Source organism: Pseudomonas sp. F-14 TE3482 (assembly GCF_053629455.1).
On sequence record NZ_JBRJII010000001.1, the window covers coordinates 4826565 to 4841056 of the forward strand.

At 55.8% G+C, this 14492-nt stretch carries 10 protein-coding genes and 1 pseudogene; 5 read left to right on the forward strand and 6 right to left on the reverse strand.

Annotated features, from left to right (window positions below; all coding sequences use genetic code 11):
• The first annotated feature begins 173 nt into the window (after window positions 1-173).
• Entirely contained in the window at window positions 174-1229 is a 1056-nt protein-coding gene (locus tag AB7M26_RS21670; RefSeq protein ID WP_123496925.1) for a tetratricopeptide repeat protein, read from the forward strand.
• A gap of 245 nt (window positions 1230-1474) precedes the next feature.
• Complete coding sequence (locus AB7M26_RS21675; RefSeq protein WP_123496927.1) at window positions 1475-2380, forward strand: halovibrin HvnA; 906 nt, start codon at window positions 1475-1477, stop codon at window positions 2378-2380.
• 181 nt (window positions 2381-2561) lie between these two features.
• Here the strand turns inward: AB7M26_RS21675 and AB7M26_RS21680 are convergent, their stop codons facing one another.
• The 5 genes and pseudogenes from AB7M26_RS21680 to AB7M26_RS21700 all read right to left on the reverse strand — a co-directional run bounded on the left by AB7M26_RS21680 (window position 2562) and on the right by AB7M26_RS21700 (window position 8728).
• Window positions 2562-2939 carry a response regulator gene (locus tag AB7M26_RS21680; RefSeq protein ID WP_008069938.1) on the reverse strand — a complete coding sequence of 126 codons (378 nt, stop codon included), beginning with the start codon at window positions 2937-2939 and terminating at the stop codon, window positions 2562-2564.
• A 44-nt stretch (window positions 2940-2983) separates the two neighbouring features.
• Window positions 2984-4198 (reverse strand): hybrid sensor histidine kinase/response regulator, encoded by a 1215-nt coding sequence (locus AB7M26_RS21685; protein ID WP_123496929.1) that lies wholly within the window; start codon window positions 4196-4198, stop codon window positions 2984-2986.
• Window positions 4192-4278, reverse strand: a pseudogene (locus AB7M26_RS21690) (chemotaxis protein CheB); the annotation flags it as partial. The pseudogene AB7M26_RS21690 and the gene AB7M26_RS21685, both read right to left, overlap by 7 nt.
• The gene (locus AB7M26_RS21695) at window positions 4275-5090 is read right to left on the reverse strand and encodes a CheR family methyltransferase (protein ID WP_123496931.1); all 816 of its coding nucleotides are present in this window, start codon (window positions 5088-5090) and stop codon (window positions 4275-4277) included. The gene AB7M26_RS21695 and the pseudogene AB7M26_RS21690, both read right to left, overlap by 4 nt.
• Window positions 5091-5248: 158 nt before the next feature.
• Window positions 5249-8728 (reverse strand): response regulator, encoded by a 3480-nt coding sequence (locus AB7M26_RS21700; protein WP_123496933.1) that lies wholly within the window; start codon window positions 8726-8728, stop codon window positions 5249-5251.
• A gap of 260 nt (window positions 8729-8988) precedes the next feature.
• On the opposite strand from AB7M26_RS21700, the gene AB7M26_RS21705 reads away from it, so the two are divergent.
• A complete protein-coding gene (locus tag AB7M26_RS21705) occupies window positions 8989-9357 on the forward strand; it encodes a response regulator (RefSeq protein ID WP_123496935.1) in 369 nt (122 codons plus the stop codon).
• A gap of 6 nt (window positions 9358-9363) precedes the next feature.
• Here AB7M26_RS21705 and AB7M26_RS21710 read toward each other — a convergent pair whose 3' ends face one another.
• On the reverse strand, window positions 9364-11706 hold the full coding sequence (locus AB7M26_RS21710; RefSeq protein WP_123496937.1) for a hypothetical protein: 2343 nt from the start codon (window positions 11704-11706) through the stop codon (window positions 9364-9366).
• A 360-nt stretch (window positions 11707-12066) separates the two neighbouring features.
• Between AB7M26_RS21710 and AB7M26_RS21715 the strand changes: the two genes are divergently transcribed.
• Window positions 12067-13356: a glycosyltransferase gene (locus AB7M26_RS21715; RefSeq protein ID WP_123496939.1), complete on the forward strand. Its 1290-nt coding sequence runs from the start codon at window positions 12067-12069 to the stop codon at window positions 13354-13356.
• Between the two features lie 195 nt (window positions 13357-13551).
• Complete coding sequence (locus AB7M26_RS21720) at window positions 13552-14457, forward strand: AraC family transcriptional regulator (protein ID WP_123496941.1); 906 nt, start codon at window positions 13552-13554, stop codon at window positions 14455-14457.
• Window positions 14458-14492: the final 35 nt, after the last annotated feature.

Here is a 14492-nt window from a genome sequence, read left to right on the forward strand (position 1 = left end):
GATGTACCGACGCAATCGCGGGCAAGCCCGCTCCCACAGGGATTGCGGGGGATCATGATTGGACAGTTCCCCTAACCAGACTCGAATCGCGAAAACCTCACTCCTGGTTTGACTCACAGCCCGGCCTGACCGAAGCTGGTGACTTTGCAAAACCTGCCACCCCGGATTCCTGCATGCCTCAGTCCCGCCGCTACTTGCTCATCAGCGTTTGCGTATTGTTTGCCCTCGCCCTCGCCTGGTTTTTCCTGCGCAGCACGACGCCTGTGGTGCCGGCGGCGATCAAGCATGGCTACAGCGAAGCGCTGGCCCAGGCTCGTGCAGGTCAACCGGGGGCGGCGCGGGTGCTTTATCAGCAATTGGGGCGCCCTGACCTGTCGACCAAGCGTCGTGTCTGGCTGCATGCCGAACTGCCCAACTACCCAAGCCCGCAAGCTTTGAAACTGGCCGATGCAGACCTGCAACACCCCTCGGCGGATGTGCGCATCGCGGCGATCAAAAGCATCAGCGGGCTGGTGCCCGGTGGACAGCGCAGTCTGTTGCTGGGGCCTTTGCTCGATGACAGCGACCCCAACGTCCGGTTTGCGGCGGTCAACGCGTTATTGGGTCTGACGCCGGATGAACTGGGATTGTATTTCGGCCCCTTGGAGCAAGCCATCGACGCCTGGGAACAGGTCCTCAAGCATCGGCCGGAAAGTGCTGAAACCCAATATCAACTGGCGCGCCTGCATTTGCACAATGCCGAGCTGAAAAATGCGCAGCAGGCCTTGGAACGCACGTTGCAACTGGAGCCCGGCAACCTGCCGGCACTGGTGATGCAGATCGAAGTGCTGGATAAACAGGGCCAAAGCGATGCGGCCAGGCAATTGTTGGCCAAGCAATTAAAGGCGCAGCCCGATTCGGCCTACCTGCAACATGCCCTGGGGCTTTGGTTGCTGCATCACGGGCAAAGTGAGTTCGCTCTGCTCGGGTTGTCCAAAGCCGTGGAGCTTGAGCCCGACAACAAGGATTACCGCTACGACCTGGCCACCACGCTGCATGGCGAGCAAGAGCTGGAAGCGGCGCAGAACCAGCTGCAGGAAATCGTCCAGCGCCACCCGGCCGATCGCAAGGCGCGTGTGCTCTTGATCAACTATTGGAAGGAAAGCGGTCAGTTGCAGAACGTACAGATTCTGTTGGCACAGCTGGAGCAGCTAAACCCCGACGATCCGGCGTTGCAGCAGGGGCTTTAGGCAGTCGTCAAATTTCGCTGCGCCTGAGCGCAATGGCTGGTAGACCGCTCAAAAAGCGCAATTGCGCGTCGATCAATCGACCACGCTATACGCCAGCGTAAAGGTTGTCACCTGTCAACTCTGACAGCTATTCACAGCAATTCCTTGAGGTTTAAATCCCTTCTGAAGTACGCAGCGTACCCGTTGGAGGGCCGCTCTGCGCTCGCCTGCCTTGAGCGGGTCAACCTTCAAGGGGTGGACAAGCAATGAAAAAAATAATTGCGCTTATGTTGATGGTTGTTTTGGCGGGCTGTCAGGTTCGCGATCAACAACTACAATCGGCTACGACATCAAGCATCGCACAAAGCGGTCCTGAGATCGCAGCAGATCTGACGGCACGTTACAACGATGTTCGCATCAATTGCGGTTCGCCATCGACGCCGGCATTTTTGTGTTCCGGTATCATCTTGCGTTCGACGGTGCATGGGCCTGGTTACTTCTTCTGGAATCCAAGTCCCCATTCACAGCAGAGCGGAGGCGTGTCCTTTTCCTATTTACGTAAAGATGCAAAGTTCCAGAAGCTGGTATTTGGCCAAAATAACGGATTTGTTTTCTATCCGGTATTTAACACTCCTCCAGGCAAAGAGCACATCGAGATCTTGTGCAGCTACCCCATCGACGGCTGGACTCAGTTGCGTGAAACCCCAGGATGCGGAGCTCACCCCTATTACCCGACACAAAGCAAACGCTGCCAGACGATGGGCATCTCTACCGCCGAGCAGTGGATGGCACATTGGAACGCTGCCCCCTCAAGCGCATACAGGCCGGCTTACCAGTGCAGTTTTGATGTAAGGGACTCTATGAACCAATTGGCCGCCGACTCGTTTTACCAATCCCTACGCACAAGAAACCTGCTGGGCGCGACCTGGTTCCCTCAACAGAATGAGTTGATTCTGAGAACGTGGGCGCAGACAGACAACCCGAATGGACTTCCGATCCAGGCGCTCTTCTACACGGGCGATGGCCTGTCGAACGCCCGGAAGGATCAAGTGCATTTTCGCAATCAATCCGGCGATGTATTACCCATTATCAAGCTAACCTTGCCTACCAATTCCTCGGAGAATGCAGTGTTCACCTATGACCCCAACGATCTGGATCCGTCAATTCCCTAGTCCGGGATGTGCACAGGCGTCGGCATTGCGCGACTCGATGAATCATCTTGGGGCCGACTCCAGCGCCAAGAAAGGTGTTCTTCATATTTATTGACGGCGAAGGTGCGGGAGATGATCAGAATCTGAGGGATTCTTGTGCAGGAACGGCCGCAGCCTGCGGCAGCTCCGGGGCCAGCCGTCTTCAGGACAGCATGTCCTGCATGATCTGTTGCAACACATCCAGATCGAACGGCTTGCCCAGGATCGGCGCTTTGCGGGTGATCGGGCTGTCGGTCTCGCGAATTTCCTGCGGGTAACCGCTGATGAAGATGACCTTGAGCTCCGGTCGCAGCTTCACGGCGGGTTCGGCGATCTGCACGCCAGTGATTCCCCCCGGTAAGCGGAAGTCGGTGATCATCATGTCCAGATGCGGTTTGCTCGCCAGAATTTCAAAGGCCTGCTCGCCGTTTTCGGCTTGCAGCACCCGGTACCCCTCACCCGACAAATAAGCAGACAGCACCATCAAGATCGAAGGGTCATCCTCGACGATCAGTACCACATCTTGTGCATCTTCACTCATGGAAAGCCTTTGTTCGGTCAATAGCTGCTGATACGACCGTGCGGTCACTCAGAGGTTGCGTTTATTGGGCTGTTTTCCTGCAGCGGCAGACAAACGCGAAACAAGGCGCCTTCGCCAATCCGGCTCTCGACAGTGATGGAGCCACCGTGGGCGGCGACAATCTGCTCCGAAATAAATAACCCAAGGCCCAGTCCCGCTACAACGGCCTTGGCGGACACCCGTTCGAACTGCTGAAAAATGCGCTGCTGATTCTCTTCACTGATCCCGATACCGCGATCCTGAACCTCAACCCACGCTTGCCCGTCCTGATTGTACACGCGTACGTCGATCAGGCTCTTGGCTCCATAACGCAGCGCATTGGTCAACAAGTTGGAAATCACTTGTTCGATACGGAACTCGTCCCAGTGGCCCACCACCGGCTGCTCGGCCGTCAAGGTCACCGACGACTCGGCGGCCTCGACCTGCGGGGTAAAGTTTTGTAGAAGATTGTTCACCAGTTGTACAAGGTCAAACCGACTGGGGCGGATCGACAGCTTGCCGGTGCGGATCCGCGACACATCGAGCATGTCTTCGATCAGGCGGATCAGGCTTTTGATCTGCCGCTCGTCGCGGTCGACCATGGCGTGCATCTTGTCCAGCGTGAATGCTGCAGCGTTATTCCGGGCCAGGTGCATTTTACGCAACTGGGTCTCCAGAATCAGGCCATTGAGCGGCGTACGGACTTCATGCGCCACGATAGACATGAAGTCATCACGCATGCGAACCGCCTGCTCCAGCTCATTCTGGGTGTTCTGCAACTGTTTGAGCAGCGCCTCCTGTTCCCGGCGACTTTGCTCCAGCGCTTCGACCTGATGCTTCATCGCTTTGCTCTGGCGATACAGGTCGACAAAGACATTGACCTTGCTCTTGACCGCATGAACGTCCAGCGGCTTGTGCAAGAAATCTACCGCACCGCTTTCATAGCCCTTGAACGCGTAATTAAGCTCGCGGCCGGCGGCACTGACGAACACAATCGGGATGTTTTTGGTTTTTTCCGTGCCGCGCATCAACTCGGCCAGCTCGAAGCCGTTCATGCCGGGCATCTGCACATCGAGAATGGCCATGGCGAATTCATGCTGCAGCAACAGCGACAAGGCTTCGTCGGCGGACAGGGCTTTGTAGACGATACGGTCTTCACGCCTGATCAATGCATCGAGCGCCAGAAGGTTTTCCGGCAGGTCGTCGACGATCAGTAATTTGGCCAGGACATTACTTAACATGCGATTCGTTCCAGCTCGACAAACAGACGGCCAATGCCGCGAAGATCCAGCCGATGAGTATCCAGCACTGCCCTATTCATGATTTGCGATAGATCCGTTCTGGTTTGACCAATGCTTCAAATTGATTGCCATAGGCCGAGAAATCCACGGTTTCCTTACTGCCCAGTGCCAGAAAACCCCGATGACACAGCGATTCGTGAAACAAGCCCAACGCACGACCCTGAAGTTTTTTATTGAAATAAATCAATACATTACGACATGAAATTAATTGAGTTTCCGAGAACACACTGTCGGTGGCCAGGCTGTGATCGGCGAAGGTCACGTTGTCGCACAGGCTCTTGTCGAAAATCGCATAACCATAGGCCGCCGTGTAGTAATCGGCGAACGACCGCTGACCACCCGCCTGTTGGTAGTTGTGAGTGTAGGCCCGTACGTTCTCCAGGGAGAAAATCCCTTGCCGCGCTTTATCCAGCGAGTGCGGGTTGATGTCGGTGGCATAGAGGATGGTGCGATCCAGCAGGCCTTCTTCGCGCAGCAGAATCGCCATCGAATAGACCTCTTCGCCAGTGCTGCAACCGGCGATCCAGACCTTGATCGACGGATAAGTCTTGAGCAGTGGCACCACTTCCTGACGTAGCGCCAGGAAATGCGAAGGGTCGCGGAACATTTCACTGACCGGAATCGTCAGCAATTGCAGCAATTGCATGAACGCGGCCGGATCATGCAGAACCTTCTCTCGCAGCGCCGAGATGGTTTTGCACTCGAACTGACTCAAGGCGTGATTGACCCGGCGTTTGATCGACGCGCTGGAGTAATCGCGAAAATCGTAGCTGTACTTGAGGTAGATCGCCTCGATCAATAAGCGCAATTCGGTTTCGGTGTCGCGCTCCACTAGTGTCCTGCCTCGCAAGTATGTCCCTTTTTGGGGAGTGGCTGATGTTGCCAGACAAGGCGCCGCGACGAGTCATAGCTGGCTATGGCGAGGAGCGGCAACGCAGTATGGCGACAACAGACGCCGCCAAAAAGGAACATACTTGCGAGGCAGGACACTTATATTCGTTCCATCTTCGGTAACCACACACGAATCAAAGAGAACAGACGATCCAGGTCGATAGGCTTGGCCAGGTAGTCGTTGGAACCGGCCTGCAAGCAGCGCTCCTGATCGTCCTTCATCGCCTTGGCCGTCACCGCAATGATCGGCAGCTTGCGCCAGCGCGGGTCCTTGCGGATTTCGAGGGTGGCTTCGAAACCATCCATTTCCGGCATCATCACGTCCATCAGCACCAGGTCAATGTCCTCGACTTCATTCAATTTCTCGATCGCCTCACGGCCGGTGCGGCCAATGACCACGACGGCCCCCTTTTGCTCCAATGCACTGGTCAACGCGAAGATGTTGCGTACATCGTCGTCCACCAACAGCACTTTACGGCCCTCGAAAACCTTGTCGCGGCTGCGGGCGATCTTGAGCATCGTCTGACGTTCCTGGGACAAGCGGGATTCGACCTTGTGCAGAAAAAGTGTCACTTCGTCCAGCAACCGCTCGGGCGAGCGCGCGCCCTTGATGATGATCGAACGCGAATACTTGCGCAGCTCGGCCTCTTCGTCCCGGGTCAGGTTACGTCCGGTATAGACGATCACCGGCGGGAACGAACAGATATCCTCGGTGGACATGCGTTTGAGCAAGTCGTTGCCGAGCATGTCTGGCAGCTTCAGGTCGATGATCATGCAGTCGAAAATCGTGGTGCGCAGCAAGTCCAGTGCATCCTGCGCCAGGCCGACAGCGGTGATTTCAATGTCCTCGTCACCGATCAGCCGGGCGATGCTGTCGCGTTGCACGTCGTCGTCTTCAACCAGCAAGACCCGTTTGACCTTCTGCGTCAGTTTGGCTTCGAGGCGGGCAAATACCTCCTTGAGCTCCTCGCGGGTGGTGGGCTTGACCGCATAACCGATGGCGCCCATGTGCATGGCCGCCTCGACCCGGTCTTCGACCGAAATCACGTGTACCGGGATGTGCCGGGTTTCAGCATGTTCTTTCAGGCGCTGCAATACCGTCAGCCCGGAATGATCCGGCAGGCGCATGTCCAGCAGAATCGCATCAGGGAGGAACTGCATGGCCAGGTCATAGCCTTCGTCGGCGCCATGGGCCACCAGGCACTGATAACCCAGTTCATGGGCCAGATCGTAAAGAATGTGCGCAAAGTTGGGCTCATCCTCGACGACCAGGATGCAGCGGGTAGCGAATGGCGCCTTGTTGCGATCATCATTGAAACGCGGGATGTCGACGTCGGCAATCAGCGGCCCAGGAGTAGCGACCACGGCGTTTTTCGACACGGCAACTGGCGTTGCGCTCACCGCCTCGTCCGGTTCGACGTAGTGCTGCGGCAGCACCAGAGTGAACACACTGCCCTGCCCAGGCGTGCTGGTCACGCTGATAGAGCCGCCCAATAACGTGGCCAGATCACGGGAAATCGACAACCCCAGGCCGGTGCCGCCGTAACGACGGTTGATGGTGCCATCGGCCTGACGGAAGGCTTCGAAAATGCTTTCCTGCTGATCCGGCGCGATACCGATGCCCGAATCGCGGATGATAAAGGCAATGCCCTCGCCCGGTTGAGCAGCGACGCTCAGGCTGACAGTGCCTTTCTCGGTGAACTTCACGGCGTTGGACAGCAGGTTCTTGATCACCTGCTCCAGGCGCTGGCGGTCGGTGAACAGCATCAGGGGCGCATCGGCCAGCAATTGCACCTGGAAATCCAGGTTCTTTTGCGCAGCCAACGGCTGGAACATGCCACGCAGGCCTTCCACCAGACGCGCGACACTGGTGTTTTCCGCTCGCACCTCAAGCTTGCCGGCCTCGACCTTGGAAATGTCGAGAATGTCGTTGATCAGGTTGAGCAAATCATTGCCGGCGGAATAGATCGACTCGGCGAACTTGACCTGCTCGGCACTGAGATTTTCCTGCGGGTTTTCCGCCAACAGCCTGGCCAGAATCAACGAACTGTTCAGCGGCGTGCGAAGTTCGTGGGACATGTTGGCGAGGAATTCGGATTTGTACTTGCTGGAGCGCTGCAACTCTTCGGCGCGCGCTTCGAGCTCAACCTGGGCCAGATTCAGCTCGGAGTTTTTCTGGTCCATGGCATCGCGTTGCGCGGCCAGGATCTGCCCCTGCTCGGCGAGTTGTTCGTTGGTCTGCTCCAGCGCTACCTGCTGGGTTTCCAGGTGGCCCTGGGATTCCTTGAGAATCCGCGACTGCTCTTCCAGCTCCTCGTTGGCGCTCTTGAGTTCTTCTTGCTGAACCTGCAGCTCTTCGTTGAGTTGCTGGGCTTCGGCCAGCACCTCCTGCAAACGTTGACGATAGCGAGCGGCCTCGATCGAGGTGCCGATGTTGCCGGCAATCAATTCGAGCAGTTCAACATCACGATCCGTCAGCGTGCGCAGGAACCCCAGTTCGATCACACCGTTGACCCGATCGTCATCGCTGGTCGGCACCACCAATACGCTATGCGGTAAACCTTCGCCCAAGCCGGAACTGACTTTGAAGTAGTCGCCTGGTACATCATCCAGACGAATCAAACGCGCCTGTTGCGCCACCTGACCGACAATCCCTTCGCCACTGTAGATCTGCTGTTCAAGCGCTTCCTGTTCCCGGGAGAAACCGTAAGACGCGATACGCTTCAGGCCACCATGATCCTCACGGACATAGATCGCCGCGACAGCCGTGCCTAAATATTGCGCACAGAACTGCAAAATGTTGCGCCCCAACACATTGAGCGATAGCTGCCCCAGGACTTGCTCGGCCAGTTCGGTCTGGCCGTTACGTAACCAGGCTTGCTGTTCCAGGCGCCGGGCACTGGCCTGTTGTCCGGCGAGATTGGTGCTGTAACTTTGCGACAGTTTAAGCAAGTCCCGACGGCCAATGTAGGCCAGCAACCCGCTGATACCGGCCACGAACAGCAGATAAAGGGCGATGCTCCAGATCGTGGTTTGGCGCACTTCCTCGTTGCGTGTAGCACGCAACTGCTGCTCCAGGTCGATAACGTCTTCGAATTGCTTGCGGATCTCATCGGTCAGCCGCTTGCCACGCCCGGCCTTGACGGCGCCACGGTAGTCGCCGCTGGCGCGCTGCAAATCGATCATCGCTTGCGCGTAATTGGCCCATTCCGTCTGCAAGGCCTGGAGCCGGCGCAGACGATCAGTCTGGACCGGATTGTCAGCGGTCAATTCGAGCAAGGTATTGAGCGCGACGGCGATTCTCGGCTTGGCCGTCTCGTAGGGATCGAGGAAATGTTCGTCGCCACTGAGCAGGAACCCACGCATGCCGGTTTCCAGATCGACGGTCAGCTTTATCGCCTCATTGGCATTATTGATCACCCGGTCGGTGTGCTGGACCCACTGAATCACCGACAGCAGGTAGGTGATCAGCGAAACGAAGAAAACCGCACTGATGACGCCCACACCCAATGGCAGGCTGACGTTGCGGCTCAGGAGTTTACGGAATCGTTGCTCATCAACCGAAGACGCGGAGGTCATGGGGAAGCCTTGTCGTGCTGTTGAAAAGCATCGAGTCTGCCCCAAAACGGCCGGGCTCATCCATTTTTCTGACATGTTTTGCGGCAAAAACTTGCATTTAGCTGCTCTGGGACAAAGGAGCGGTTATTCTCTGAGGCTCTTGTGCGGCTATTGTTTTTGTAGCGCGTCGGGAACCTGTCGTGATTCATCACTTAATCACGCAAGAACCCGGCGGCTTCGATTGTCCGGCAACCGCGAATTCAACCTTTGAGAGCCCCACTATGCCCGCTGACACCTCCACCATTCTAGTCGTCGAAGACGATCCCATCGTACGCACGCTGATCGTCGATGTGCTGGAGGAGCTCGAATACAAGGTGCTTGCGGCGGATGGCTGTGAAGCGGCGCTGGAGTTCATCAACGATGAAGACCAGTACATCGACTTGATGATGACGGATGTAGGGTTGCCGGTCATGGACGGTCGGGAATTGGCCAAGCAGGCACACATGCTGCGTCCCGAATTGCCAATTCTGTTCGCCAGCGGCTATGCCGAAAGCATCGAGGTGCCAGACGGCATGTATCTCATCGGCAAGCCATTCTCTATCGATCAGTTGCGGGACAAGGTCAAGAGTATTTTGTCGTCTGGTGAATAACGCGACTCAAGCACTCGGGCGTTTGCGTTTAGCCTCCTGCCGCTCTCGGAAAGCGACGATGTCATTGGCATCCACTTTAGCCGGTAGTCGTGCAGGCGTCGGAGTAGTGTCTGGCACAGGCGGCACTGCTTCCTGCTCGGCCACCGCCTCGTTACCAAAATCGACGCCAGCAAGTCCGTTGATATCAGTCAGCGGCTGGCGGAATTTATTTCCCACGTCTCGACCACTGCCTTTCAATGGATTGACCTCACTCGCCATCAGCGCTCGATTGATCGCTTTGGGGTTGGGAATGAACTTTCCGGTCTTGTCATAGGCGCCGAGAATCAAGGCAGGCGGTAGATCGACGGCATAGTTGATTTCCAAAGGCGGCAGTTGTTTCAACCCGGAGTTTGGGCGAAACGCTAGTTCGGTATTGGCATACAAGTGGAATCCCTCCAACTGACGAGCATCGACGAAATAGGTGTAGCCGCCTTTTTGGCCACCATAGACAAAGGCACCTGCGCCGTCTTTCTTGTAAAAAGCCGAGGTCGAAATCCCGGCACCATCAAGATCGAGTGCATCGTGAGCACCTCCATAGCCACCTTTGAAGCCGTTGACCTGACTGAGATCCCTGATTGGCGTGCGTTGGGTAAACCCTTTTTCAAAGATTACCGTCGGGTTGCGCATGTCCCCGCGGAACACGAAACCTTGATAGACAAAACCTTTTTCCGGCCCGGAAAGTCTCACCACCTGTGAGTTCGTCGCAAGGGACTGGGCTACATTTGGCCCGCCCGCCAACTCTGACAGGTAGCCTGCGACAAGCACCCCTTTGCCTGCATCCGGTATTTCTTTGCCAGCAGTACTCGCCAACTGATGGCTGATGCTGCCTGCGGGTCTGCGCACCAACGAGGGTCTATTGCTGCGCTTAAGCGTTTCGAGCACTCGGCGGCTGATGTTTTTCTTGGCCACGATGGAAAGCGCTTTACCCAAAAGTTTTTCCGCAATGGGGCCGGCGAGTTCAGACAAAACTCCGATCGCTGCGTTGATCCTCAAACGTTCCGCCTCGGAAGGGTCATCAGAGATTTCGGCACGGATCAGATCAGTTGCCGATGCCCCAATTCCCAACAGGAAGGGAATCAGCATACGAATCGGTGCAGACACCCAGGCCGCCGTTCCTCCGGTAGGGATCGAAACCGCGAATGCAATGCATTGCAGCAGATACCCGGCGACTTCCAACGCAATATCGGTCATACGCTCGGCGTGGGTTGATACCAATGTATCGATGTCCGCCAACGCTCGCTCGATCTGTCGGTCGAAAAGGTCTTTGCCAATGTCAGTGCTGGATCGAAATACAATCTCTCGATAGTTTGGGCGCGTCGCGAACAGGAGAAATTCCATTCCCCGATATTTGAAATCACGGACGTAAGGTTTTTGTTGCGCGCTCAATGGAACACGCTTCAGCAGACGCTTTTGCAGTTCCGGATGGTTTTCCAGAAACCTTCCACGCTCGTCATGTCCGGCGGGAAATTCGATGGCCGCACTGTCTTCGCCCAGAAAAAACAATACGCCGCGATCCAGATTGCTGCGCCCGATAAACACGGCGTTATCGACCTCAAGATCCGGGTCGCTGTGCAAGTTAAGAAGGCGCGCAGGAATCAAGCCTTTGAGATACTCAAAGGCAATCATCCTGTCTTCCATTGAGCGAGCGTCACTCTTGATGAACTCTACGACCAGCTTGTTGAGTTCGGCTTTTTTTAGCAGTCGCCCAAAAGCGTGCGCCGCAGGATGCTGTAAGCTTTCGGCAACATACTTTTTGAAGTCAGCCTGATAGTCACCCCCCTCCAACGCCTTTACAAGCTTGGCAGGATAGTAGGAAGGCCATTGTATTTCAGAATACCCCCTGTCTTTCAGAACACGATAGTGGTAGCCGGTGCATAGTTCTGCCAATGTAAATGTTCTCTCCTTCCAGTTGGCGGAGTCCCTTTCGGCTTTAAGCATGTCACTGCGATTGGGTTGTTTAACCTCAATATATTTAATCGTCACTTCTGAATCATGCCTTATCCGCGACCTGCTTTTTTCGTCAGGCACTAGCGCTTGCACCGCCTCATCAATGCGATCACGAATAAAATAGGCAGGATCAAAGCTGGCGGGGTCAGCGACGACCGAACAGCCATGCAATATCTCATCACTCAGTTCTTTCACATTAACACCATCAACATCCCTTTCATCGAGCGAACTGATTTGGAATGTTCTGGCTTTCGCCATTGGCACAGGCTCTTCCTCCTCCATATCACTCAGGGGATCCAGCAGCCATAGAAGCGAATCTTGATCTTCGGCATCATCGTAAATGCCAGGCAAATCCATTTTCATAACTTATTCCTGCGAGCAGCAACAAAGTACGAACTGCACCTTTTCATTACTACAAGCCAGGCACAAGCATAATCACCCCCAAACAAACAACACACCGTGAAGATGTTATTAATATTTACAACGCAACCAAAAAACTTGGTTATTTTCCGACCCGCATGCAAATGACAGCAAATAACGTTACTGCTCGCAGCCTGGCTAGAAGTGAATTACGGACTATCCAAGAATAATGAATAGTCCCTTGTCATTGGTTGCTTGAAAAATTCACACCGTCGTGTGATTCCACGCAGGAATAAAATTACCCAGCGCTGTGGTTTAATTGTGCCCTTTCGCCCTATCGCTTGCCGCAAAGGATCCACCTTCATGCCCCCCCCGCCCATCACCAAAGTCCTAGTCATCGGTTACGTCTGGCCCGAGCCCCGCTCTTCTGCGGCCAGTGGGCATGTGATGCAAATTCTCGATATGTTCCTGCAGCAAGGCTGGGACATCACCTTCAGCAGCCCGGCCGGCACCGGTGAGCACCGTGCGGACCTGACCGCGTTGGGCATCCGCGAAGTGCCGATCGAGTTGAATAACAGCAGTTTCGACACCTTTGTCAGTGAACTGGCACCGGATATCGTATTGTTCGACCAGTTCATGATGGAAGAACAGTTCGGCTGGCGAGTAGAGAAACACTGCCCCGACGCCTTACGCGTGCTGGAGACCTCCGACCTGCAAAGCCTGCGACATGCCCGGCATCAGCGACTCAAGGAGCGCTTGAAGGCCAGTGATGACGCCAATGATTTCAGCGAGTTGTTCGCCCCTGCATTGCGCGAAGAGTTCGAGCTCATGGCCGATACCGATCTGGCAAAACGGGAGATCGCCGCGCTGTATCGCTGCGACTTGAACCTGATGATCTCCGAAGTGGAGATTGAATTGCTGGTCGAGCAGTTCGGGTTACCACAACAACTGCTGCACTGGTGCCCGTTGATGGTCGAACCGCTGACCACCGCATCGCCAGCCTTTGAAGACCGTGCGCATTTCCTCAGTATCGGTAACTTCCGCCACGCGCCCAACTGGGACGCCGTGCTCTGGATGAAAACCACGATCTGGCCGCTGATCCGTGCGCAGCTCCCAGAGGCGCAACTGCATATTTATGGCGCCTATACGCCGCCCAAAGCCACCGCCCTGCACAATGCGGCCCAAGGGTTTCATGTGATGAACTGGGCAGAAGATGCTTTGCAAGTCATGTCCGCGGCGCGGGTATGCCTGGCGCCGTTACGCTTTGGTGCGGGTATCAAAGGCAAGATTGTCGACGCCATGCTGTGTGGCACGCCCAATGTCACCACCCCGATTGGCGCAGAAGCGATGCACCGCGAACAGCCGTGGCCGGGCGCCGTGACCCGAACCGCGCGCGAGTTCGCCGATTGTGCGGTTCGTCTTTATAAAGAAAAAGACCTCTGGATGAGTGCCCAATCCCATGGCCACCAATTATTAGCCGATCGCTATCAGCCCGCGGTACATGGCCCGGCGCTGATCGAGAAGTTGTTGTATTGCCAGCAACACCTGGCACAACTTAGAAGGGACAACTTCACCGGCAGCATGTTGCGCCATCATCATCACAAAAGCACTCAATACATGGCGCAGTGGATTGAAGCAAAAAATCGCATTTAAGAGAATGCTGAGCTTCGCCCGCCGAACGCAACAAGAACTTATCAGCACTTGAAGGGACGCCCTACGAAACGTTCTTCTGATCGCTGTCTTCGACCGCCATTCGCTATCGAGCAGCCACGGTCAGTGTCGCAGGCTGGTACAGTGAGCCTGGAAAGAGGCATGATCAACGGGCGATAACAATAAAAGTGTCCTGACATGAGCCGACCAGCCAGAGTTACCGATCCTTCCTACGAATTGATGGACGACCATAACGGGTTGTCCATCATCTATCGTCAGCATGGCTTCCCCTGCCCTTTGGTGCGCTGGCATTTTCACAAGGAATACGAACTGCACCTGATCATCGCCAGCTCCGGCAAGGTGTTCATCGGTGACTACATCGGCAACTTCTACCCGGAAACGCTGTTCCTGACCGGCCCCAACCTGCCCCACAACTGGATCAGCCAAGTGGCTGAAGATGAAGTGGTGCCCAAGCGCGACATGCTGGTCAATTTCACTGACGAACTGTTCGAAAGCGGCCATCAGGTGTTCGCCGAGCTCAAGACGCTTGCACCCTTGCTGGAGCGCGCGCAGTACGGCATCGAGTTTCGCTGCAAGCGCACGATTCGCCAGGCCATGACCTTGATGCAGCGCATCGCTGATACCAAGGGCATGACCCGGCTCGGGCATTTTTTCATTCTGTTGGAGTTGCTGGCGGCATCCGATGACTATCAGTTGCTGTCCGGTGCCACGACGCCGCAATTGGCCGATGAACACAATATCGACCGCACCAACCGGGCGGTGGATTACATCTTTGCCCATTACGCCCGGGAACTGCCGCTGGAAGAAGTCGCCGAGCACTTGGGCCTGAAGCCGACCTACTTCAGCCGAGTGTTCAAACAGGCCACCGGGCGCTGCTTCATCGAATTCGTCAATCGCCTGCGCATCAGCAAATCCTGCGAGCTGCTGGCCGATGGCGACAAAACGGTGACCGATGTGTGTTTCGAATCGGGCTTCAATAATATTTCCAACTTCAACCGGCGTTTCCAACAGCTCAAGGGCATGACGCCGTCGCACTACCGGCGGTTGGCGGTGCAGCGTTTGACTGAGCAAAACCTGGGTTAATACCTACCCCTGTGGGGAGTGGGCTTGCCCGCGAT